The organism is Micropruina sp., from assembly GCF_047606365.1.
Lineage (GTDB): Bacteria > Actinomycetota > Actinomycetes > Propionibacteriales > Propionibacteriaceae > Micropruina.
In genome coordinates this window covers 1-21,228 of sequence record NZ_JASGEN010000139.1, presented here as the reverse complement: position 1 = coordinate 21,228, position 21,228 = coordinate 1, and the positions used below count along the sequence as shown (strand labels likewise).

24 protein-coding genes are annotated in these 21,228 nt (G+C 70.3%); 14 read left to right on the top strand and 10 right to left on the bottom strand.

Annotated elements, in window-relative coordinates:
* The 5 genes from QM624_RS16175 to QM624_RS16155 all read left to right on the top strand — a co-directional run.
* Positions 1 to 287 (top strand): glycosyltransferase (locus tag QM624_RS16175; protein WP_415093663.1); only part of this gene is annotated, 287 nt, incomplete at its 5' end.
* 43 nt (positions 288 to 330) lie between these two features.
* Positions 331 to 1,548 (top strand): pyridoxal phosphate-dependent aminotransferase, encoded by a 1,218-nt coding sequence (locus QM624_RS16170; RefSeq protein ID WP_415093661.1) that lies wholly within the window; start codon positions 331 to 333, stop codon positions 1,546 to 1,548.
* A gap of 90 nt (positions 1,549 to 1,638) precedes the next feature.
* Entirely contained in the window at positions 1,639 to 2,790 is a 1,152-nt protein-coding gene (ispG, locus tag QM624_RS16165) for a flavodoxin-dependent (E)-4-hydroxy-3-methylbut-2-enyl-diphosphate synthase (RefSeq protein ID WP_415093659.1), read from the top strand.
* 16 nt (positions 2,791 to 2,806) lie between these two features.
* On the top strand, positions 2,807 to 3,658 hold the full coding sequence (locus tag QM624_RS16160; protein ID WP_415093657.1) for a GNAT family N-acetyltransferase: 852 nt from the start codon (positions 2,807 to 2,809) through the stop codon (positions 3,656 to 3,658).
* Positions 3,659 to 3,775: 117 nt separating this feature from the next.
* Complete coding sequence (locus QM624_RS16155; RefSeq protein WP_415093655.1) at positions 3,776 to 4,774, top strand: Gfo/Idh/MocA family protein; 999 nt, start codon at positions 3,776 to 3,778, stop codon at positions 4,772 to 4,774.
* Positions 4,775 to 4,780: 6 nt separating this feature from the next.
* On the opposite strand, the gene QM624_RS16150 is transcribed toward QM624_RS16155, so the two are convergent.
* Positions 4,781 to 5,137 (bottom strand): ArsR/SmtB family transcription factor, encoded by a 357-nt coding sequence (locus QM624_RS16150; protein WP_415093653.1) that lies wholly within the window; start codon positions 5,135 to 5,137, stop codon positions 4,781 to 4,783.
* Positions 5,138 to 5,214: 77 nt separating this feature from the next.
* On the opposite strand from QM624_RS16150, the gene arsM reads away from it, so the two are divergent.
* Entirely contained in the window at positions 5,215 to 6,072 is an 858-nt protein-coding gene (gene arsM, locus QM624_RS16145; protein ID WP_415093651.1) for an arsenite methyltransferase, read from the top strand.
* Positions 6,073 to 6,121: 49 nt separating this feature from the next.
* Here the strand turns inward: arsM and QM624_RS16140 are convergent, their stop codons facing one another.
* The 6 genes from QM624_RS16140 to QM624_RS16115 form a co-directional block, all read right to left on the bottom strand.
* Positions 6,122 to 7,408 carry an APC family permease gene (locus QM624_RS16140; RefSeq protein ID WP_415093649.1) on the bottom strand — a complete coding sequence of 429 codons (1,287 nt, stop codon included), beginning with the start codon at positions 7,406 to 7,408 and terminating at the stop codon, positions 6,122 to 6,124.
* 56 nt (positions 7,409 to 7,464) lie between these two features.
* Positions 7,465 to 8,187, bottom strand: coding sequence for a YhfC family glutamic-type intramembrane protease (locus tag QM624_RS16135; RefSeq protein ID WP_415093646.1), 723 nt, complete (start codon positions 8,185 to 8,187; stop codon positions 7,465 to 7,467).
* Between the two features lie 218 nt (positions 8,188 to 8,405).
* Entirely contained in the window at positions 8,406 to 8,711 is a 306-nt protein-coding gene (locus tag QM624_RS16130) for a winged helix-turn-helix domain-containing protein (protein WP_298133029.1), read from the bottom strand.
* Positions 8,708 to 9,130, bottom strand: a complete 423-nt coding sequence (locus QM624_RS16125) for a hypothetical protein (RefSeq protein ID WP_415093644.1) — start codon at positions 9,128 to 9,130, stop codon at positions 8,708 to 8,710. The genes QM624_RS16130 and QM624_RS16125 overlap by 4 nt, the downstream gene beginning before the upstream one ends.
* Before the next feature lie 65 nt (positions 9,131 to 9,195).
* Entirely contained in the window at positions 9,196 to 9,546 is a 351-nt protein-coding gene (locus QM624_RS16120; protein WP_415093642.1) for a DUF202 domain-containing protein, read from the bottom strand.
* A complete protein-coding gene (locus tag QM624_RS16115) occupies positions 9,546 to 9,923 on the bottom strand; it encodes a YidH family protein (RefSeq protein ID WP_415093639.1) in 378 nt (125 codons plus the stop codon). The genes QM624_RS16120 and QM624_RS16115 overlap by 1 nt, the downstream gene beginning before the upstream one ends.
* 503 nt (positions 9,924 to 10,426) lie before the next feature.
* Between QM624_RS16115 and QM624_RS16110 the strand changes: the two genes are divergently transcribed.
* Positions 10,427 to 11,419, top strand: coding sequence for a hypothetical protein (locus QM624_RS16110; RefSeq protein WP_415093637.1), 993 nt, complete (start codon positions 10,427 to 10,429; stop codon positions 11,417 to 11,419).
* Here the strand turns inward: QM624_RS16110 and QM624_RS16105 are convergent.
* Positions 11,413 to 13,284, bottom strand: a complete 1,872-nt coding sequence (locus tag QM624_RS16105; RefSeq protein WP_415093635.1) for a cation:proton antiporter — start codon at positions 13,282 to 13,284, stop codon at positions 11,413 to 11,415. The genes QM624_RS16110 and QM624_RS16105 overlap by 7 nt on opposite strands.
* Positions 13,285 to 13,407: 123 nt before the next feature.
* Between QM624_RS16105 and QM624_RS16100 the strand changes: the two genes are divergently transcribed.
* Together QM624_RS16100 and QM624_RS16095 are read left to right on the top strand one after the other, a co-directional pair.
* The gene (locus QM624_RS16100) at positions 13,408 to 15,186 is read left to right on the top strand and encodes a proline--tRNA ligase (protein WP_415093633.1); all 1,779 of its coding nucleotides are present in this window, start codon (positions 13,408 to 13,410) and stop codon (positions 15,184 to 15,186) included.
* A gap of 67 nt (positions 15,187 to 15,253) precedes the next feature.
* The gene (locus QM624_RS16095) at positions 15,254 to 16,051 is read left to right on the top strand and encodes a sulfite exporter TauE/SafE family protein (protein ID WP_415093631.1); all 798 of its coding nucleotides are present in this window, start codon (positions 15,254 to 15,256) and stop codon (positions 16,049 to 16,051) included.
* A gap of 60 nt (positions 16,052 to 16,111) precedes the next feature.
* On the opposite strand, the gene QM624_RS16090 is transcribed toward QM624_RS16095, so the two are convergent.
* Positions 16,112 to 17,053 (bottom strand): DUF4439 domain-containing protein, encoded by a 942-nt coding sequence (locus QM624_RS16090; RefSeq protein WP_415093629.1) that lies wholly within the window; start codon positions 17,051 to 17,053, stop codon positions 16,112 to 16,114.
* A gap of 81 nt (positions 17,054 to 17,134) precedes the next feature.
* Here QM624_RS16090 and rimP point away from each other — a divergent pair, with 81 nt between their 5' ends.
* The gene (rimP, locus tag QM624_RS16085) at positions 17,135 to 17,611 is read left to right on the top strand and encodes a ribosome maturation factor RimP (RefSeq protein ID WP_415093627.1); all 477 of its coding nucleotides are present in this window, start codon (positions 17,135 to 17,137) and stop codon (positions 17,609 to 17,611) included.
* Position 17,612: 1 nt separating this feature from the next.
* Complete coding sequence (gene nusA, locus QM624_RS16080) at positions 17,613 to 18,581, top strand: transcription termination factor NusA (RefSeq protein WP_415093625.1); 969 nt, start codon at positions 17,613 to 17,615, stop codon at positions 18,579 to 18,581.
* A gap of 28 nt (positions 18,582 to 18,609) precedes the next feature.
* Here nusA and QM624_RS16075 read toward each other — a convergent pair whose 3' ends face one another.
* Positions 18,610 to 19,149 carry a hypothetical protein gene (locus QM624_RS16075; protein WP_415093623.1) on the bottom strand — a complete coding sequence of 180 codons (540 nt, stop codon included), beginning with the start codon at positions 19,147 to 19,149 and terminating at the stop codon, positions 18,610 to 18,612.
* Between the two features lie 145 nt (positions 19,150 to 19,294).
* Between QM624_RS16075 and QM624_RS16070 the strand changes: the two genes are divergently transcribed.
* The 3 genes from QM624_RS16070 to QM624_RS16060 form a co-directional block, all read left to right on the top strand.
* A complete protein-coding gene (locus QM624_RS16070) occupies positions 19,295 to 19,897 on the top strand; it encodes a hypothetical protein (RefSeq protein WP_415093621.1) in 603 nt (200 codons plus the stop codon).
* Positions 19,898 to 20,299: 402 nt separating this feature from the next.
* The gene (locus QM624_RS16065) at positions 20,300 to 20,551 is read left to right on the top strand and encodes a YlxR family protein (RefSeq protein WP_415093619.1); all 252 of its coding nucleotides are present in this window, start codon (positions 20,300 to 20,302) and stop codon (positions 20,549 to 20,551) included.
* Between the two features lie 159 nt (positions 20,552 to 20,710).
* A partial coding sequence (locus QM624_RS16060) for a translation initiation factor IF-2 N-terminal domain-containing protein (RefSeq protein ID WP_415093617.1) occupies positions 20,711 to 21,228 on the top strand: 518 nt, incomplete at its 3' end.

Sequence of the window (21,228 nt, the reverse complement as noted above, 5' to 3'; positions counted from 1 at the left end):
GCGGCGCCGGCACCACCGCCGCCGCGCTGCGGGCCGGCGTGCCATCGGCGTGCGTCCCGGCCGCCTTCGACCAGCCCTACCACGGACGCCGGCTGGCCGAGCTCGGCGTCGGCCCACCCCCCGTGCCCTTGCACCGGATCACCCCCGAGCGGCTCGCTGAGTTGCTCACCGCCGTCGCCGGCGACAGCTACCGCCCCCGCGCGTCCGAGGTGGCCCGGATCGCCCGAGACACCGACGGCACCGCGTCCACCCTGGCCGAACTCAATCGCCTCCTCGCCGCTGGTTGAGCTTGTCGGAAGCAACACCGTCGCGGCTGAGAGACTGGGGTCCATGCGTCGCATCGTCCAGTCCCAGAAGCTGCAGCACGTCCGTTATGACGTCCGGGGTCCGATCCTGGTCGAGGCTCAGCGGCTGGAGGCCGAGGGGCACAAGATCCTGAAGCTGAACATCGGCAACACCGCACCGTTCGGCTTCGAGGCTCCGGAGCGGATCCTCGCCGACATGGTGCACCATCTGCCCCAGTCGCAGGGCTATTCGGATTCGCGCGGCATCTATTCGGCGCGCACCGCGGTGGCGCAGTACTACCAGTCGAAGGGGCTGCTGCACACCGGGGTCGACGACGTCTACATCGGCAACGGCGTCTCCGAGCTGATCATGATGGTGCTGCAGACCTTCCTCGACAACGGCAACGAAATCCTGGTGCCGGCGCCCGACTATCCGCTGTGGACGGGTGCGGTCAGCCTGTGTGGTGGCGTCCCCGTCCACTACCGGTGTGATGAGGCCAACGACTGGAACCCCGATCTGGAAGAGATCGAGTCGCTGATCACCGAGAACACCCATGCGTTGGTGATCATCAACCCGAACAACCCGACCGGCGCGGTCTACAGCGAGGACACCGTGCGCGGGCTGATCGACATCGCCCGCCGGCACGACCTGGTGGTGATGGCCGACGAGATCTACGAGAAGATCATCTTCGACGACGCCGTCCACCACCACGCGGCCACCTTCGCCGGCGACGATGTGCTCTGCCTCACCTTCTCGGGCCTGTCCAAGGCGTACCGGGTCTGCGGTTACCGGGCCGGCTGGGTGATGGTGTCGGGACCGAAGCACCTGGCCACCGACTTCCTCGAGGGCCTGACCCTGCTGTCGAACATGCGGATGTGCTCCAACGTGCCGGCGCAGCACGCCATTCAGACCGCGCTCGGCGGCTACCAGTCGGTCAACGAACTGATCGTTCCCGGCGGACGGTTCTACGACCAGTCCAAGCTGGCCGCGCGGCTGCTCAACGAGATTCCCGGGGTCAGCTGCGTCGAGCCGATGGGTGCGCTGTACTGCTTCCCGCGGCTCGACCCCGAGGTGTACCCGATCGTCGACGATGAGGCGTTCGTGATCGACCTGTTGCGCACCAAGAAGATCCTGGTCACCCACGGCACCGGGTTCAACTGGCCCGAACCCGACCACTTCCGGCTGGTCACGCTGCCGGACGCCGAGGTGCTCACCGAGGCGATCGGACGGATCGCCGAGTTCCTGGACACCCAGCGCAGCTGAGCCTCGCAACCCGACTCAGGTGCGGACGGCGGCGCCCGAGTAGGCTGTCTCGCGGCGGCCGTCGGCCGCCGCCTGTCGAACGAGGAGTCCATGACCGTCAACCTGGGCATGCCCGCCACTCCGCCGCCCGTTCTGGCCCCGCGCCGGCCCACCCGGCAGATCCGGGTCGGCAAGGTTCTGGTCGGTGGCGACGCGCCGGTCTCGGTGCAGTCGATGACCACCACCAAGACCACCGACATCAACGGCACGCTGCAGCAGATCGCCGAACTGACCGCGACCGGCTGCGACATCGTCCGGGTCGCGGTGCCCAGCCAGGACGACGCCGACGTGCTGCACATCATCGCCAAGAAGAGCCAGATCCCGGTCATCGCCGACATCCACTTCCAGCCCAAGTACGTGTACGCCGCGATCGATGCCGGCTGCGCCGCCGTCCGGGTGAACCCGGGCAACATTCGCCAGTTCGACGACCAGGTGAAGCAGATCGCGCGGGCGGCGTCCGATGCGGGGGTGTCGATCCGGATCGGTGTCAACGCCGGTTCGCTCGACAAGCGGCTGCTCGCCAAGTACGGCGCGCCGACGCCGGAGGCGCTGGTCGAATCGGCGCTGTGGGAGGCGTCGCTGTTCGAAGAGCACGACTTCCGCGACTTCAAGATCTCGGTCAAGCACCACGATCCGGTGGTGATGGTGCGCGCCTACGAACTGCTGTCCGACGCCTGCGGCTACCCGCTGCACCTCGGCGTGACCGAGGCCGGGCCCGCCTTCCAGGGCACCATCAAGTCCTCGGTGGCGTTCGGTGCGCTGCTCGCCAAGGGCATCGGCGACACCATCCGGGTGTCGCTGTCGGCGCCGCCGGCCGAAGAGGTGAAGGTCGGGATCAAGATCCTGGAGTCGCTGAACCTGCGGCCGCGGCACCTCGAGATCGTTTCCTGTCCCTCCTGCGGACGCGCCCAGGTCGACGTCTACACCCTCGCCGAAGAGGTCACCAAAGGCCTGGAAGGTCTGCAGATGCCGCTGCGGGTGGCCGTGATGGGCTGTGTGGTGAACGGTCCGGGTGAGGCCCGCGAGGCCGACCTGGGGGTGGCGTCCGGCAACGGCAAGGGCCAGATCTTCGTCAAGGGCAAGGTGATCAAGACCGTCCCCGAGGACCAGATCGTCGAGACCCTGATCGCCGAAGCCAATCGGATCGCCGAGGAGGCCCCGGAAGGGGCGCCTGTGGGCGCACCGATGGTGTCCGTCAGCTGAACCGGGAATCCAGGGAATGAAACGCGCGCGGGTGCTGGACGCGTGCGACGACGCCCTGGTGCGGCGCCTGGTCTCCGCTGATCCGGTCGGCAACCTGTTCATCGCCTCTCGGGTGGACGCCGGCGTGCTGCGGCACGGCTCGCCGGCCACCCTCTACGGCTGGCCCGCGGAGGCACCCCGGCACCTGCTGCACGCCGGCTCGAACCTGGTGCCCGCGTTCGCCTACTGCGAGCCCGACGAGCGGGACGCCGCGCTCGCGGCCTTCGCCGACGCACTCGGACAGCACCGCTGGTGCCAGTCGATCGTGGGGGAGAGCGGGACGGCGCTGGCGCTGCATCGTGCGCTCGCCGTCCGGAGCCGTAGCTATGCGGGGCAGCGTGAGATCCGCCCCCGACAACCGTTGATGGTCACCCGCCGGGTGGCGTCGCTGCCGATGGACGTCCCGGTGCGCCGGATCACCATGGCCGAGTTCCCCTCGTACCATGCCGCCGCGATCGCGATGTACACCGAGGAGGTGGGCGTCGACCCGACCGCCGGCGGCGGCCGCAACGGCTACCGGATCCACTGCCAGAGCACCGTCGAGAGCGGACGCGCCTGGGGCGTCGTCGACGACACCGGCGCCGTGGTGTTCAAGGCCGACGTCGGCATCAGCTGTGGCGGCATCGCCCAGGTCCAGGGCGTCTGGCTCGACCCCCGGCTGCGCGGACGCGGTCTCGCCGCCCCCGCCATGGCCGCCGCCACCCGGCACATCCTCGAAGATCACGAGGTGGTGTCGCTGTACGTCAATGACTTCAACACCCGAGCCGTCCGCACCTACCTGCGCACCGGTTTCACCATCGCCGGCCAGTTCGCCACCGTCCTCTACTGACCTCGCACACCCGGGGACGGTTCTCCCACGTGCGATTTTCGAACGCCGGGGGACGGTTCTTCTCGTGCCACCCGGGCGATCTGAAAGACTCGACCGAAGCCGATCGAAGGAGAACCGATGACGGACCGCATCCGCTGGGGCTTGTTGGGAGCCGGGGGAATCGCTGGGGTCTTCGCCGAGAACCTGCGCACCGAGGGGCTGCACCTGCAGGCGGTGGCCGCCCGGGACGGGGCCAAGGCGCAGGCGTTCGCGGACCGGTTCGAGATTCCGACGGCGCATGCCGGGTATGAGGCGCTGGTCGCCGATCCTGAGGTGGACGCGATCTACGTCAACACCACCCACAACTTCCACGCCGAGCACGCGCTGCTGGCGATCCGGGCCGGCAAGCCAGTACTGGTCGAGAAGGCGTTCACGGTCACCGCGGCGCAGGCCCGGCAGGTCGCGGACGCCGCCCGCGCCGCCGGCGTCTTCGCGATGGAGGCGATGTGGACGCGGTTCCTGCCCTCCACCGACTTCGTCCGGGCCAGGATCGCCGACGGTTCGCTGGGCGAGGTGCGCGCGGTGATCACCGACCACAGCCAGAAGCTGAACCCCGACCCCAACGGACGCCTGCACAACCCGCAGCTGGCCGGCGGCGCCCTGCTCGACCTCGGCGTCTACAACGTCTCGTTTGCGCTCGACCTGCTCGGCGTGCCGTCCGAGATCGTGGCCCGCGGCACTCTCGCCGCCACCGGAGTGGACGCCGAGGTCGCGACGACCCTGATCCACGCTGGCGGCGCGCTCTCGGAGAGCCACACCACCATGCTCAGCGCCGGACCGTCCCGCGGGGCGGTGATCGGCACCGACGGCTTCCTCGAACTCGACGGCGCCTTCTACAACTGGACGACGGTGCGCCGCTACACCGGACGCCAGGAACTCGCCGAGACCTTCGAGCCGCACCGCACCTCGCGCGGCATGCATTTCCAGGCGCTCGAGGTGGAACGCTGCCTGCGTGAGGGGCTGACCGAGAGCCCCCGGCTCACCCTCGACGACAGCATCGCCGTCATGGAGGTGCTGGACGAGTTGCGTCGGCAGGTCGGCTGCGTGCTCCCCGAGGACGCCGGAGCCACCCACTGACACGGCTCAGTCGACGACCGCGGACGCAGCAGGAGCGGGACTCAGCAGCACGCTGAGCGAGCGTAGGGCGTCCGGGTTGATCCAGTAGTAGACCCAGGTGCCGCGCCGTTCGCCGCCGATCAGGCCCGCCTCGCGCAATACCTTCAGATGATGGCTGATAGTGGGCCCGGACAAGGTGAAATGCGTCTGCAGGTCGCAGACGCAGACCTCCGGACGGCTGGCGATCAGGGCAGCAAGGCGCAACCGCACCGGGTCACCGAGCGCCTTGAACATCGGCGCGATCCGGGTCGCCGATTCGGCGTCGATCACGGTGCCGGTCAACCCGCAGCAGGTGTCGGAGGCGACGATCGGCAGCTCATTCACGAGGTCTATCTTGACAGATATCGAATCATCGGAGAAGGATGTTGTTTCGATAACCATCGAACTCGTAGGGGTGCGTGATGAGCGAGACACTGGACAGGCAGGACGCGACACAGCTGCGTGAGGCGGTGCGGCAGCGCTACGCCACCGCCGCTCAGCTGACTCTGGCCGGCGAACCCGGATCATGTTGCGGCCCGTCGGGTTGTTGCGCGGACACCTCCGCCGATCCGATCACCGCCGACCTCTACGACGCGGACGCGGCACCCTCCGAAACCGCGCTGGGGGCGTCCCTGGGGTGCGGGAATCCGACCGTGTTGATCGACCTGGCGCCCGGGCAGGACGTGCTCGACCTCGGCTCCGGTGGCGGCCTGGACGTGCTGCTGTCCGCCCGCCGGGTGGCCCCGGACGGCACCGCCTACGGCGTCGACATGACCGAGGAGATGCTGCGGCTGGCCGAACGGAACCGCGCCGAGGCGGGTATCGAGAACGCCCGCTTCCTGCGCGGCACCATCGAAGACCTGCCGTTGCCGGACGACAGCGTCGACGTGGTGATCTCGAACTGTGTGATCAACCTCTCCACCGACAAGGACCGGGTGCTGGCCGAGGCGTTCCGGGTGCTCCGCCCGGGCGGCCGGTTCGCGGTCGCCGACATCGTGCTGCTGCGCGATCTTGAGCCGCGCCTGATGACCGTGGTCGAGCTGTGGACCGGTTGCATCTCCGGCGCACTCACCACCGAGGACTACCAGGCGAAGCTGCGCAACGCGGGCTTCGACAACGCCACCGTGCAACTCACCCGCGAATACACCGACGAGGATCTCCACGACCTCGCCGGCACCGTCGAGGACGCGCTACCGGACAGCCTCACCGTGGCGGACGCGGTGACCGGCCTGGCCGGTGCCTTCGCCAGCGCCTTCATCCGCGCCGACAAGGCCGAATAGCCGCCACCTCTGCGCGGAACAGCCTCCGATCGGGCTCTCGCAACAACCCCTAGCCCCGACGCCGGAACGCCAGGTAGAGCGCGGCCGCAGCCGACACCCCCGCCGGCCACAACATCGGCCAACCGATGCTGACCGCGAGCGCCAGCGATGCGGCCGTCGCGATGAACGACCCGCGCCGCGGCCAACCGGGCGGTAGCAGCCGGACGGCCGCGGCGCTGCCGACCAGGTAGACCGCGGTGAACGAACTGGTGGCCAGCAGCATCACGGTGGTCAGATCCAGCCCGGCCACGCCGGTCACCAGCAGCGACAGCAGCGCACCGCCGCCGACGATCAGCAGACTGCGCCGCGGCACCGTGCCGGCAGTGCTGCCTTGGGCGAACCAGGCCGGCAGCGCGCCGTCCCGGGCCAGCGCGGCACCCAGCTTGGCGGCGCCGGCGAAGAAGGTGTTCATCGTGCCGATGGTGAGCAGCACCGCGACCACCGCGGTGGCCGGGCGGGCCACCGGCCCGACGCCCAGCGCCATCAGGTCGGACAGCGGGGCGACGCTGGCCCCGGCCTGCTGGCCGAGCACCAGGATGGTGGTGGCGGCCAGCGCCAGGTACAGCACGCCGACGGCGATCAGCGCGATCGTGGTCGCCCGCGGCACGCTGCGTGCCGGATCGCGGTATTCGGCGGCCAGCGACGACATCGCCTCCCAGCCGGCGAACGCCCAGACCAGCAGGCCGGCCGCGGCCGCCACCGATCCCCAGCCGTGCGGCAGCAGCGGGCCGACGGCGTCCGGGCGGACATGTGGCAGCGCGACGACGACGGTGAGCACCATCAGCGCGGCCAGGACGGCTGCCAACCCGAGTTGGACGGGTCCGGACAGTCGCAGGCCGACCGCGTTCAAAGCCCAGACGATCACGGTCAGCACCGCGGCGGTGGCGATCTCGGTGCTCCGGCCGCCGCCGACCGCATCGGCCACGTAGCGGCCCGCCATCATCGCCGCCGCGGGCGCCGCCGCCGGCACCGCGGTGTAGAAGCACCAACCGATCATCGCCGCCGTCCGGTCACCGAAGGCGCGCCGGACGTAGGTGGCGACGCCTCCGGCGTCCGGGTAGCGGGCGCCCAGCGCGGCGAAGGTGCCGGCCAGCGGCACCGACAGCAGGATCAGGGCCAGCCAGGAGAGCAGGCTGGCCGGTCCGGCGATCTCGGCGGCCAGCGCCGGCAGGGTCAGGACGCCGGTGCCGAGCACGGCGCCGATGCTCAGCGCCGCACCCTGCCCGACCGACAACCCGCCCGTCGGGGCGGCCTCCGATCGGCCCGGCTCCGGGTGCTTAGGGGTGTTCTGTGTCATGCGCTCCGCGTCACTCTGCTCCGCCTGGCCGGCATCTCATCTCCGGCCCGCGGAGCCTACACCGCGGCTGCCGGCGTCCGGCGCCACAGCCGGACGGCCAGCAGCAGCGCCACCACTCCGATCAGAGCCCAGATGGCGATGAAGAGCGGCGTCGGTGCGTAGTCGCGCAGCGCGAACATGGTGAAATCGAGAGCCGCGTGCGCGCCGATCGCCAGCAGCAGGTAACGCGCGCCCTTCCGGTAGGCGAGCACGATCAGCAGCGCGAAGACCAGGTGGCCCGCCATCGCCGGCAGCCGGTCGAGCCCGGTCCCGATGAACAGCCACGGGTCGGCGGCGCTCAGCTGGGCAACGGTCTCCGGCGGCAGGGACGACGGCGCCAGCAGCAGGCTGAGGGTGCCGAGCAGGTAGGGCAGCCCGAACATGATCGCCTCGGTGCCGCCGTGCCCGATACCGGCCGCGATGGCGCCGTCGCCGTCGCGGTACCGGCGCAGCGGGCCGATCCGGAACGACAGCCACCGGGCCAGTTCTTCACAGACCCCGTAGGTCAGTGCGGTGAGCGCCAGGGTGGCCAGCGGCGGCAGCCCGAGGGTCGGGTACACCACGGCCACCAACGGCACGTTGACCACCAGGTTCAGCAGATAGCAGCCGGCGGCGATCAGCGGCACCGAGCCGGGCACCCGCCGGCGCCGGCACCACCAGACCGCCGCCACGACGGGCAGCACCAGCATCAGAGCCAGTTCGACGATGATCGCGAGCAGTTGGGTGACGGAAATGGGCATGACGATTCCTTTCGGTGTGGGTGGGCCGTGTTTCGGGCACGGCGCTGCCGGGGTAGGAGCGGGACGGGCCGACGGCCCGGAAGATGAGAAGCGGATCAGCGCTGTCGGCAGCCGTGGGCCGAGCTTCTTCCGCCGTTGGTTGAGCTTGTCGAAACCCCTTGTGGCGCTGTAGTCAGAGTCTCGATGAGCTCGACCGGCGGGCTCAGTGGATCAGAGCGTCAGCCGGAGCCCTGGCCGGTGTACTCGGCGGCGGCTTCGGCGAGCGAGCGCAGCGAGTCCAGATGGCCGCGGAACGCCGTCCGACCCTGATCGGTGAGTGAGTACCAGGTGCGTGGTCTCTTGCCGACGTGGCCCTTGGTGATCTTCAGATAGCCGGACGCCTCCAGCGCGGCGGCCTGCTTCGACAGCGTCGAGTCGGAGGCTCCGATGGCGTCGCGGACGAAGGCGAACTCGGCCCGGTCGAGGCCGACCAGGGAAGCCATGATCGAGAACCGGACGGGGGAGTGGAACTGCTCGTCGATCATGACTGGAGCCTCGTCCGGCGTAGCACCGCCCGGGCGCCGATGAAGCAGGTGACCAGCATCGCGACGCCGCCGGCAACCCACCACGGCCAGGCCAGTTCGTAGATGTTGCCGAGCACGACGGTGGCGACCCAGACCAGCGTCCACACCGCCATCACCCAGCCGTGGATTCGGGCGCCGCCACGCACCATCGTCCGCTGCTTCGCGGCGTAGAGGCTGATCCCGAGGATCAGCGCACCCCACAGTCCGGTCAGCACGATCGTCCAGGCCACACCGTGCAGCACGCCGAAGGCCGGCGCGATCAGCAGCGACGCGACGCCGAAGATCAGGTAGTAGCGGGCCAGCCAGCGCGCCGAGCGATGGCTACGCAGCGCCAGTTCATCGGCCTGGCTGAGCGCCAGCTGGTAGTTCGTCGGTTCCATGTCTCCAACCTAGCAAGTACTTTCCACTCTGGAAAGTACTTTCCTCGAATCGAGCCGAAGAAATGCTAGAGAACCGTGCCTCCGATCACGAAGAGCAGCCCGCCCAGCGCGATCAGCACCAGCAGCAGCACCAGCAACGCGAACACCCGGGCGTCCGGCAGCCGGTGGCCCACGAACAGCGCCCGCAGGGTGCTGGCCAGCCGGCGGCTATGGATGAAGGTGACCGCTCCCGCGATCGTCGCGCTCAGCGCGGCCAGGGTGTAGCCGATCGCAGGCGCCACCTCGGCGACCAGCCGGGCGCTGACCAGGCTCGCTCCCAGCCCGGCCAGATTGACCCGTTGCCAGGCCAGTGACGTCCGTTCCGGTTGGAGACCGGGATCCCACACTCCGGTGGGGCGTTCGATCGGGCCGTCCATCAGCTGAGCAGACTGAAGGCGGCCAGGCCGGCGATGAGCAACAGGATCACCGACAGCATCGGCAGCACCGACGGCCGGGTCAGCGGCGTTCCGAGCCGCATCGCGCGCTCGTTGCGTGCCCAGCGGGTGAAACCGGTGAAGCCGCACAGCACGCCGCAACTCAGCATCACCACGCCGGCGATGATGAACCGGCTGCCCGTCGCCGGGGCGAAATGGGCCAGTGCGGCGACACCGAGGCCCGCGGTGACGAAGGCCAGACCGGTGCGGATCCAGGCGAGGAAGGTGCGCTCGTTGGCAAGGCTGAATCGGGGATCGGGCTCGTCGCCGACCCCGTAGACCGACGTCGGCCAGCGGCCCCCTGATTCCTCGTGCTGCATGCCGCTGAGAATAGCGTCGGGGTGCCGTGTCGTCTCCGGCCCGCTGAACCGTACACTGTCGCCTCATCGGAAAGGACACGCAGGTGAGTCAGAACGGACCTTTTCCCCCGAGAGGCAGTGGCCCAGACCCCGGCGCGTGGCAAGGCGGGCAGGGATACCCACCTCCTGGTGGATCCAGCGGACCCGGTGGGCAGGGTGTACCGGGCGGAGCTGGCACACCAGCTGGACCGGGTACAGGCTGGGGCGGTCAACCAGTTCCCGGCCAGCCGGTCTCCGGCCAGCAGCCTCCCAGCCAGCCGCTTCCCGGTCAGCCCGCGCCCCAGAACTGGCCTCCGGCCGGCGGGCAGCCCGGTGGTTGGGCGCAACAGCCTGGCCAGCCGCAGCAGCCGGGCGGCTACGGGCAATACGGTCCGCCTCCGGGGCAGTACGGCGGCCAGCCGCCCCAGCAGTCCTGGGGTGCGCCGCCACCGCCGTCGAACTCGCCCGACCGGTCCAAGCGGCTGTTGTTCGGACTGATTGGCGTCGCCGTGGTGCTGGCGCTGATCGCGGGAGTCGTCTGGGTGGTCCGCAACAACAACGGCACCTCCGCCGATCCCAGCCCGGGCGTCTCGACGCCGCCGGGCCCGGGTCAGCAGTCGACCCAGCCGCAGGTGCCCACCCCGAAGGCATCGGACGCCGTGGCCGCCTACCTGCGTGCACTCGGCACCGGTGACGCCACCACCGCGATGAGCTTGGCGGCGTCCGCGCCGAGTGGTGACACCACCTTCCTGACCAACGCGGTTCTGGCCAAGTCCACCGCCGGCAAGGTGGCCGACGTGTCGGTCACCGAGGTCACCGATCCCAACGCCACCAGCGTCGCGGCCAGCTACAGCCTCGACGGCAAGCCGGTGTCGGCGACCTTCGAGGTGACCCGGGTGGGCGACCAGTTCCGGCTCGCCCAGATCGCCGCCAAGGTCGACATCTCGATGCTGCGACGCTCCACCGAGGTCAGTCTGGCCGGGGTGCAGGCCAAGGCCGCGTTCGTGTCGCTGTTCCCCGGCGTCTATCCGGTCACCGCGACCAACCGGAACCTGTCCGTCGGCTCGGTGAAGATCACCGTCGGCAGCCTGGAGGCGCAGACCGCGGGCAGCGCCAAGCTGGCGCTCAGTTCAGCGGGGAAGTCGGCGATCCTCAAGGCGGCCAAGACGAAGTACTCCTGGTGCCTGAAGCAGAAGACGGTCCGGCCGTCCGGGTGCGGGTTCGGCGTCCGGGTGCCCAGCGGTGTGAAGCTGCAGACCGGCACCATCCGCTGGACGACGCGGTCCGGTGGCAAGGTGAGTTCGGCCAAGCCGAAGCTGACCTCGTCGGCGGGCTGGGCCGAGGCGAAGATGAAGGCGACCGTGCACTTCTACGCGCGCGACGCCCGGGTCTCGGGCCGGTACTGGTACAAGGACATCAAGCTGACCGGTTTCCAGGCCAAGCTCTCCGGATCGAAGATCACCGTCACCTACTACTGATCGTCGGGCCCCTCGTCATGCAGCTGGTCGATGTAGCACCACCGCCAGTGCTCGCCGGGCTCGATGGAGCGCATCACCGGGTGGCCGGTTTGCCGGAAGTGCAGGGTGGCGTGCTTGCCGGGTGAGGAATCGCAGCAGGCGATGTGCCCGCAGCTGAGGCACATCCGCAGCTCGACCGGATCCTGGTCGGCGGCGACGCAGTCGAGGCAGTCGCCGTGTGCCTCGAAGTCGACCTCGGCCGGTGCCGCGTCCAGATGGACGCACGGAGCCTCACCGGCCGGACGAGGGCCCGCCGCCCGGACCTCGCGCTCCCGGTGCTCGCGCGACAGCAGGGTGGCCTCCTCGACGTCCAGCTCGGACAGCAACGAACTCAGCACCTCGTGGTCGGCGAAGCCGCGGTCGCGGATCTCCAGGAGCTTGGCCCGCTCGGCGTTCAGCCCGACCAGCCTGAGCCGTCGATAGGCCATCGCCCGGCTCTCCGTCTTCTGCCCGTCGCGGGCCATGCCGAGCCGCTCCCACTGCAGGTCGACCCGGCGTTTGGCCGATTCCTTGAGCCCGCGCACCACCTCGGCGTCCGCGGGATCGGCGGCGGCCTTCATCGCCGCCACCCCGGCGATCACCGAGCGTTGGGTCACCATCGCCTCCTGCAGGGCGTCCTCGCGTGGATCGGGGCCGTGGACGCCGAGGCTGCGCGCCACCAGCGGCAGGGTGAGGCCGTGGATCAGCAGCGTGCCGGCCACGGTGACCAGGGCGATCAGCAGCAGCACCGGCCGCAGCGGCGTCTCGACCGGCAGGGTCAGTGCGGCCGCCAGCGTCACGACGCCACGCATTCCCGCCCACGAAACGATCAGGGCCTCCTGCCACGACAAGGCGCGATGCTTACGGTCGAGGAACGGCCGGACCGCCATCACGTAGACGGTCCGCGAGCCGATCACCGCCGCCAGCACCGCCAGGGACGCCCCGGCGATGGTCAGGTTCGACACCGGGTACTGGGCGGCGGCGTCCAGGATCTGGTGGGTGTGCAGCCCGATCAGCAGGAACACCGTGTGTTCCAGGACGTACTGGATCGTGGACCAGTTCATCCAGGTGGACAACCGGGCGGGTGCCGAGCGGACCACGGGCGTGACATGGCCGACCATCAACCCGGCGACCACCACGGCCAGCACACCGGAGGCGTGGAAGCTCTCGGCCAGCGCGTAGGCGGCGAACGGGATCAGGAAGGTCAGGGTGGTGCTGGTGATCGCGTCGGTGAAGATCCCGAACAGCCAGATGGAGATCTTGGCGACCACGAACCCGGCCAGCGGGCCGACGAAGACGGCGAGCGCCAGATCGGTGCCCACCTCGGTCAGGGTGACCGACGCCCCGAGGGCGGCGACAGCGGTGCGCAGGCTGACCAGGGCGGTGGCGTCGTTGAGCAGCGACTCGCCCTCCAGGATGGTGACCACCCGGCGGGGCAGACCGGCCTGTCGGGCGACCGCGACGGCCGCGACGGCGTCCGGGGGAGCGACGATGGCGCCCACCGCGAAGGCGGCGGCGAACGGCACCGGCAGCATCCCGGTGATCACCAGGGCGACGCCGAGCGCACAGAACAGCACGAACCCGATCGACAGGTACCCGATGGCGGCCAGGTTGGTGCGGAAGTCGACCAGCGAGGTGTTCACTGCGGCGGCGTAGAGCAGCGGCGGCAGGAAGCCGAACAGCGCCATCTCGGCGGTCAGCTCGGGTAGCGGGAACCACGGCTCGTACGATCCGACGGCGCCGATCACCAGCAGCAGCAGCGGCGCCGGCACGGGCACCCGCTGACACAGCCAGGACGCCGCCAGCACGGTACTGACGCAACCCACCACCAGCAGCAGAATTTCCATGGGCGTCCTCCGGCCGTTCGATGCTCGCGGATATCTCACCATGCCGGGCAGTCCGCGGGCAGCGGCATCCGCCGACGCTCCTCGGGCGAGGGGAGCGGTGCGGGAACCACTAGGCTGATCGCCGTGATCACCCGCTTGTCCCAGTTGTTCGTCCGCACGCTGCGCGACGACCCGGCCGACGCCGAGGTCGCCAGCCATCGTTGGCTGGTCCGCGCCGGCTACATCCGGCGCGTCGCCCCGGGCATCTACAGCTGGCTGCCGCTGGGCCTGAAGGTGCTGGCCAAGGTCGAGGCGATCGTCCGCGAAGAGATGGACGCCATCGGCGCCCAGGAGGTGCGCTTCCCGGCGCTGTTGCCGCGGGAACCCTACGAGGCGACGAACCGGTGGACCGAGTACGGGCCCAACCTGTTCCGGCTCGCCGACCGCAAGGGTGGCGACTACCTGCTCGGGCCGACCCACGAGGAGATGTTCACCCTGCTGGTGAAGGACCTGTACAGCTCGTACAAGGACCTGCCGCTGAGCCTGTACCAGATCCAGACCAAGTACCGCGACGAGGCCCGGCCCCGGGCCGGCATCCTGCGCGGCCGCGAGTTCGTGATGAAGGACTCCTACTCCTTCGACATCGACGACGCCGGACTGGAGGCGTCCTACCAGGCGCACCGCGAGGCCTACATCGCGATCATGAACCGGCTCGGCCTGGAGTTCGTGATCGTCCAGGCCACCTCCGGTGCGATGGGTGGTTCGGCCTCGGAGGAGTTCCTGGCGGTGGCCGAGTCGGGCGAGGACACCTTCGTCCGTTCGCCCGGTGGCTACGCCGCCAACGTCGAGGCGGTGGTCCGTCCGCTCGCCGAGGTGCAGGATGCCTCCGGTGTGCCCGCCGCGCACGTCGAGGACACCCCGGACAGCCCCACGATCGAATCCCTGGTGGCGCTCAGCAACGCCCGCTTCCCCCGCTCCGACCGGGCCTGGCAGGCGTCCGACACGCTGAAGAACGTGCTGTTCATGCTGCGCAACCCGGACGGCACCCGGACGCCGCTGGCGATCGGCCTGCCCGGCGACCGTGAGGTGGACATGAAGCGGCTCGAGGCCGCGGTCGCGCCCGCCGACGTGGAGCCGTTCGGTGAGGCCGACTTCGAGGCCCACCCCGATCTGGTGAAGGGCTACATCGGCCCGGCCGCGCTGGGCGTCGGCGAGTTCGAGGGCGACGAACCGCCCGCCGGCAAGGTGATGTACCTCACCGACCCGGCGGTGGTGGCCGGCACCCGCTGGATCACCGGCGCCAATGAGGCCGGTCATCACGTCTACGACCTGGTCTGCGAGCGCGACTTCCGTTCCGACGGCGTCCTCGATGTCGCCGAGATTCGTGAGGGTGACCCGGCTCCGGACGGTTCGGGCCCGCTGAGCCTGGCGCGCGGCATCGAGATGGGTCACATCTTCCAGTTGGGCCGCAAGTACGCCGAGGCGCTGGGCCTGAAGGTGCTCAACGAGAACGGCAAGCTGGTCACCGTCACCATGGGCTCCTACGGCGTCGGGGTCTCCCGCGCGGTGGCCGCGGTCGCCGAGTCGCACTGCGACGAGCGCGGCTTGGCCTGGCCGCGGACGCTGGCGCCCTACGACGTCCAGATCGTGCCGGCCGGCAAGGACGCGGCGATGTTCGACTACGCCGAACGGTTGGCGCTGGAGCTGTCCGCCGCCGGCATCGAGGTGCTGCTGGACGACCGCAAGGCCAGTCCCGGGGTGAAGTTCACCGACGCCGAGATGCTGGGCATGCCCACCACCGTGGTGGTCGGGCGCGGGCTGGCGTCCGGGCTGATCGAGGTGCGCGATCGGGCCAGTGGTGAGCGGACCGAGCTGAACGCCGAGGGTGCCGCCGAGGAACTGATCGCGCTGCTGAAGTCGTGATCGGGTCGGGCTCGGGAACCTATCGTTCGCTCGGCGCCGGCGTCGGGTACCCGTCGCCGCGGCCGCGATGATCACCGGCCTGGAACTGCCGCTGCTCACCCTGGCACTGCTGGTGGCGGCGTCCTTCGTCGCCGGCTGGGTGGACGCCGTGGTCGGCGGCGGGGGACTGATCCAGCTGCCTGCGCTGCTGATCGCGCTGCCGTCCGAGGTGCCGGTGGCGACGATCGCCGGCACCAACAAGCTGCCCTCGTTCCTGGGGACGGCGACCGCCAGCGCCACCTACCTGCGCTCGATCCGGGTGAACTGGTCGCTGGCCTGGCCGCTGCTGGTGATGGCTGCGGTCGGCTCGGCGGCGGGCGCGCAGCTGACCCACTTCCTGCCCCGGCAGCACTTCACGCCGCTGGTGCTGGCCGCCGTGGTCGGGGTCGGTTGGTACACCTGGCGGCGCCCGCATCTCGGTTTGCACGCCCACGTCAAGCACACCGGCAACGACGCCCGGCTGCGGATGGCGGCCATCGGCCTGGTGGTCGGCGCCTGGGACGGCTTCATCGGACCCGGCACCGGCACCTTCTTCGTGATCGCCCTGGTGTCGATCATCGGCCACGACTTCCTGGCCTCCAGCGCCCTGGCCAAGCTCGCCAACCTGACCACCAACGCCGCGGCGATCGTCGCCTTCGCGTTCACCGGCAACCTGCTCTGGGGCCTCGGCCTGCTGATGGGTGCCGCCAACCTGACCGGCGGCTTCCTGGGCGCCCGGACGGCGCTGAAGCAGGGCAACACCTTCGTCCGCAAGGTCTTCCTGCTGGTGGTCTCCGCCCTCGCCCTCAAGCTCGCCTGGGACACCTGGTTCAGCTACGTCGGCTAGCCGGTACGCGGGGACGGTTCTTTTCGTCCCACTCCTGGTACGCCGGGATCTCCGGTCGTCTCAGCTGGGCCAGCCGGGCCAGCGCAGGGCGGCACCGCCGAAGCGGACCAGAGCCGAGTTGCTGTCGGCGAGCGCGTCGATGCCGACCCGCCGCTCTGCTGCGGACGACGTCCCGGCGATCCAGGCGCCGAGCATGGGCAGCGCGGCCGTTTCGAGTTGGACGGCGAGCAGCCGGGCCGAGGCGCCGTCCCGGGCCGGACGCACGTCGTAGCCCACCGCGGGGGCGGTGAGTTCGGACGTCGGGGACGCGGTGAGCACCTTCGGCCGGAAAGCCTGCCATTGCTGCAACCTGCCTCGCAGCGCGGCCTGGTCGGCCTTGCCGAGCTTCGGTGCGGCCAGCGCCATCTCGTAGCCGTACACCGCCTGAGCGCCCAGCTGCAGCACCTGGTCGACGCCGGTCCCGGTCAGGTCGGGGGTGCGGTCCGTGCCGTCGTCGCCGAGCGCACCGACACCGGTGGGGAGCACCGCGGCCATGGTCGCGCTGAATGCCGCCAGCGACGCCCACAGCAGCGCGGCCGGGCCGGCCGCCTGCTGCGCCGACGTCCGGTGCAAGGCGCGCAGCGCGCTCAGTTCCTTGCCCAGTGCGGCTTGGGTGGCGGACGCCGTCCGCTGGGTGGGGGACGGCGTGCTCGGCAACGCGGTGGTGGAGTGTTGGCGTCGGGCGGGATCGCTGGAGGCGAGCACCTGGAAGTGTTCGGTGGTGGCCTTCCGGAACCACTCCAACGTCGTGACCCGGCCGCTGCTCAGACCCCACGCCGAGGCATGGCCCAGCAGGAGCCCGGCCAGCGCGTCCGTGCGGGCGAGGCGATCCGCCAGCCCGGACGGCACGGTCACCGGCAGCGGTTCGGGCGGGTTCCAGGGCAGCCACTGCACGTTCTCGCCGACGGTGCAGCCGGCCAGCGCCGCCACACCACCGAGCAGCAGCAGCCGGCGTCCGATCACGGGCTCGACGGTACCGGGTAAACTCCTCCGACAGCCGTCACGGCCACAACTGCACCGAAAAACCGGATCGAGGAGTACCCCATGGACCCAACCACCGTCTCCGATCTGGTGACCCCCGTCGTCACCTCCTGTGGACTTGAGGTCGACCGGGTCGAGGTGCTGCCGGCCGGCAAGCGCCGAGTGGTCAGGATCTTCCTCGACGGTGACGGGCCGCAGGGCCGCGGACCCTCCCTCGACGAGATCGCCGACGCTACCCGCACGATCTCCCGGGTGCTCGACGACGCCCCGGCGATGGGCAGCCGTCCCTGGACGCTCGAGGTCTCCTCGCGCGGGGTGAGTCGGCCGCTGACCGAGGCCAAGCACTACCGCCGCAACACCGGACGGCTGATCAGCGCCACCACCGCCGACGGCGAGATCACCGGGCGGATCACCGGCACGACCGACACCGAGGTGACCCTCGACGTGGCAGGCACCCCGCACACGCTCGCCCTGGACTCGATCACCCGCGCCGTGGTCCAGGTGGAACTCAACCGCAGCATCGACGACGAAGGACAGTGACATGGACATCGATATGGAAGCCCTCCGAGCACTGGAGCGTGACCGCGAGATCCCGATGAACGTGCTGATCGGTGCGCTCGAGGACGCGATGCTGAACGCCTACGAGAAGACCGACGGCGCCGTCCCCGGGGCGCGGGTCGAACTCGACCGGAAGACCGGGCACGTCACCGTGTTCGCGCCCGAGCTGGACGAAGAGGGCGAGAAGATCGGCGAATACGACGACACCCCCGAGGGCTTCGGACGGGTCGCCGCCACCACCGCGCGCCAGGTCATCTACCAGCGCATCCGGCAGGCCGAGGACGACCAGAAGTTCGGCCACTTCTCCGCCGTCGAGGGCGACATCCTGGTCGGCGTCGTCCAGCAGGACCGCGATTCGCGCACCGTCCGGGTCGACCTGGGCAGCATCGAGGCGATCATGCCGCTGGCCGAGCAGGTGCCCGGCGAGGACTACTCGCACGGCAAGCGGCTGCGGGTCTACGTGGTGTCGGTGCGCCGGGAGCTGCGCGGCCCGCAGGTGGTGGTCTCGCGGACCCATCCGAACCTGGTGCAGAAGCTGTTCCGGATGGAGGTGCCCGAGATCGAGCAGGGCGTCGTCGAGATCAAGGCGATCGCCCGCGAGGCCGGCCACCGGACCAAGATCGCGGTGCTCTCACACAACCCGGACGTCTCGGCCAAGGGCGCCTGCATCGGCCCGATGGGCCAGCGGGTGCGGGCCGTGATGCACGAGCTGAACGAGGAGAAGATCGACATCATCGACTACTCCGCGGATCCGACCGTCTTCGTCAAGGAAGCCCTGTCACCGGCCAAGGTGTCCCAGGTGATCGTCACCGACGCCACCGCCCGGGCCGCCCGGGTGATCGTGCCCGACTACCAGCTGTCGCTGGCGATCGGACGCGAGGGCCAGAACGCCCGCCTGGCCGCCCGGCTCACCGGCTGGCGGATCGACATCCGCCCCGACACCCAGGCGTAGGGGACCGCTGGTCGAGCCCCGATCCCGATCAGGCGCTCGCGCTGGGTTGCGGGTCGGGGGCGCCGCCGTTGTCGGTGCGGTTCGCCTGCTGTTCGGAGCGGATCTCGGCCAGGGCCGCGGTGACCTTGGACTCGTCCACGCCGAGCTTCTCGGCGAGCGCCTTGGCGAGGGTCGCGTCGCGGTCGGACCGGTTCTGCCCGTTGCCCGGCTGGGCGCCCTGGCTGGGTTGCGCACCGGCGCTGGGCGGCGTGCCCTGGCCCTGGTCGTTGCCATCGGGACGGTTGGCCTGCATGACTTCCTGAAGGGCCTGGGAAACCGTGCTCTCCTCCAGGCCCAGTTTCTCGGCCAGCGACGCGGCGAGGTTGCTCATGCCGCCCGGACCGTTCTGGCCGCCGGGTCCCTGACCGCCCGGCCCGCCGCCGTCCGGTGCGGAACCGTCCGCGGCCTGACTGGCCTGGGGCTGCGCCTGGTCACCGGTGCCGGCGACGGCGTAGCCGATGCCGAGTACCGCGCCGACGCCGATCACCGCCGCGCCGACGGCCAGTCCGGTCTTCTGCTTGATGTCCATCTGTCTCCTGGTGTCGAATCGAATTGCTGCTGAGTCCAGTGAGCCGGACGCCGCTGGCAGCCAGGTGGGCGGGTGCTGTGCCGGTGCTGAGAACCCTCCGGCCGGCCCGATCGGCGGTTTGCCCGCGGCCGACTACCCTGTCCGGGTGCCGTCCGACAACAGCCGACCCCGCAGGCCCGCGTTCCGTGCCCCAGCGATGCTGGAGGCGCTGGGAGAGGGGGTCGACCCGATCGCGCAGTTGCACGCCGCGCACGAGACCGCGGCGGTGCTGCTGCACACCGGACGTGCCTCCGGCGATCCGGCGGTGACCGAGCGGCTGGTCGACATCGTCGGCGAGATCGGCCTGTCGACGCTGGCCGACCTGTGGGCGACCAGGCCCGCACGCACCCTGCCCGGTGCCCTGTGGCGGCTGTACTTCCTGCGCGAGTGGATGCGGACCGATTCCGCCGGGGTGGCGCGCTGCTACGCGGCCGGCGTCCGGTTCACCGAACCCAACCATGTGGTCGCCGGCATCGACCCGCCGCGACCCGAGGACGTCCAGCGGGTCGCTGACGACCTGATGCGCGGCGCCTTCACCGGCGACTTCGCGGTAGCGCTGGAGCGGGCGGCCGCGTTCTGCCACGTGACGTCCGCCGGCAGTGCCGAACTGCGCGGCCTCGAGCCGCTGGCCCGGTCGGCCAAACTCCAGGAGATGGCCGCCGACCTGACCGCCTGCGCCCGGCTCTGGCGCGCCGGCGACCTGCGCTAGCCGAGTTTGGGCGGCTCGCCGCTGACGCCTATGATGGGCGATCGGTGTCGGGCTGAGGTAGCCCCGGGCTCCAACACTTGCCGCTGCGAGCGGCCACGCGCCGAGAGGCGCTCCCAGCCCGGCACCGACCTTCTTCACAAAGTGTTTGGCTGCACGGACGGCGTCCGAAAACGACTGAACCCGGCCGTCGGGGGAACGGCCGGGCGGGAAGAGGAATCAGTCGATCGTGGTGGTCAAGGGCGGCTCCCTTCTCCGGTGCGTGCGCCGACGGTCTGCGCTGCCCGGTGGATCCTCACCGTGGGTGTGTTGTTCATGTCGACTACTCAACCGGTCGTTCCCCGGAGTGGGCTGGCGCGGGGCTGTGCGTCGGCTGTGACTGTGGGCGACCGCTAGCCTGAGCCCATGACGGCTCCACAGCGGATGTGTGCCGGCTGTCGCGGCCGGGCCGACAAGAGCAGCCTGACCCGCCTGGTCTGGGACGGCGCCTCGTCGGTGCTGATCGACGAACGTCAACAGCTGCCCGGACGAGGTGTCTACCTGCACCCGGGTTGCGTCGCACGGGCCGTGAAATCCAAGGCGATCGGACGCGGACTGCGCCACAACCTGGACGGCGCAGCGGTCGGGAATGTCCTCGCCACGCTCTCGGTTGGGTGATTCGAGGGCGACGGCGATACACTCGCAGGTGCGCCTCCGCCGACTCCCGGCGGATCCCAACCAGAAAGTGGGCTAACGCTCATGACCACTCGATGAGTACCTCGAAATGAGCAACAACAACTAGCTGGTCCGCGCGCCCCGCGGACCTGAAGGAGAGTAGTGGCCAAGGTCCGCGTCTACGAGCTCGCCAAAGAGCTCGGACTCGAAAGCAAAGATCTTCTCAAGAAGCTGAATGACATGGGCGAGTTCGTCCGGTCCGCTTCGTCCACCATCGAACCGCCGGTCGTCCGGCGGCTCAACGAGCGCCTGACCGCCGAGAAGACGGCAAGCGCACCCGCAGCCAAGGCTGCGACACCCAAGGCACCCGCACCCAAGCCGGGTGCATCTGCCCCGCGGAGCGCTGCCCCGGCGGCGTCCGCTTCGGCACCGGCGACCTCGCCGGCCCCGTCCGCTCCCGCGTCGTCCGCTCCTGCGCAGTCGACTCCGGCTCCGCGCCCGTCGGCGACCCCGCGGCCCGGCACGCCGCAGGCCAAGCCGGGTGCCGCTCAGGCTCGGCCCAGCACGCCGCAGCAGCGTCCGTCCGCGACCCCGCAGCCCCGTCCCGGCGCAGCCGCTCCGCAGCAGCAGCGTCCGGCCAGTGCGCCGCAGCAGCAGCGCCCCGCGGCCCAGGCCGGCGG

Coding starts and splice junctions, on each gene's coding strand:
- QM624_RS16170 (WP_415093661.1), top strand. CDS start 331: ATGCGTCGCATCGTCCAGTCCCAGAAGCTGCAGCACGTCCGTTATGAC.
- ispG (WP_415093659.1), top strand. CDS start 1,639: ATGACCGTCAACCTGGGCATGCCCGCCACTCCGCCGCCCGTTCTGGCC.
- QM624_RS16160 (WP_415093657.1), top strand. CDS start 2,807: ATGAAACGCGCGCGGGTGCTGGACGCGTGCGACGACGCCCTGGTGCGG.
- QM624_RS16155 (WP_415093655.1), top strand. CDS start 3,776: ATGACGGACCGCATCCGCTGGGGCTTGTTGGGAGCCGGGGGAATCGCT.
- arsM (WP_415093651.1), top strand. CDS start 5,215: ATGAGCGAGACACTGGACAGGCAGGACGCGACACAGCTGCGTGAGGCG.
- QM624_RS16140 (WP_415093649.1), bottom strand. CDS start 7,408: ATGACACAGAACACCCCTAAGCACCCGGAGCCGGGCCGATCGGAGGCC.
- QM624_RS16135 (WP_415093646.1), bottom strand. CDS start 8,187: ATGCCCATTTCCGTCACCCAACTGCTCGCGATCATCGTCGAACTGGCT.
- QM624_RS16130 (WP_298133029.1), bottom strand. CDS start 8,711: ATGATCGACGAGCAGTTCCACTCCCCCGTCCGGTTCTCGATCATGGCT.
- QM624_RS16125 (WP_415093644.1), bottom strand. CDS start 9,130: ATGGAACCGACGAACTACCAGCTGGCGCTCAGCCAGGCCGATGAACTG.
- QM624_RS16120 (WP_415093642.1), bottom strand. CDS start 9,546: ATGGACGGCCCGATCGAACGCCCCACCGGAGTGTGGGATCCCGGTCTC.
- QM624_RS16115 (WP_415093639.1), bottom strand. CDS start 9,923: ATGCAGCACGAGGAATCAGGGGGCCGCTGGCCGACGTCGGTCTACGGG.
- QM624_RS16105 (WP_415093635.1), bottom strand. CDS start 13,284: ATGGAAATTCTGCTGCTGGTGGTGGGTTGCGTCAGTACCGTGCTGGCG.
- QM624_RS16095 (WP_415093631.1), top strand. CDS start 15,254: ATGATCACCGGCCTGGAACTGCCGCTGCTCACCCTGGCACTGCTGGTG.
- rimP (WP_415093627.1), top strand. CDS start 17,135: ATGGACCCAACCACCGTCTCCGATCTGGTGACCCCCGTCGTCACCTCC.
- nusA (WP_415093625.1), top strand. CDS start 17,613: ATGGACATCGATATGGAAGCCCTCCGAGCACTGGAGCGTGACCGCGAG.
- QM624_RS16075 (WP_415093623.1), bottom strand. CDS start 19,149: ATGGACATCAAGCAGAAGACCGGACTGGCCGTCGGCGCGGCGGTGATC.
- QM624_RS16065 (WP_415093619.1), top strand. CDS start 20,300: ATGACGGCTCCACAGCGGATGTGTGCCGGCTGTCGCGGCCGGGCCGAC.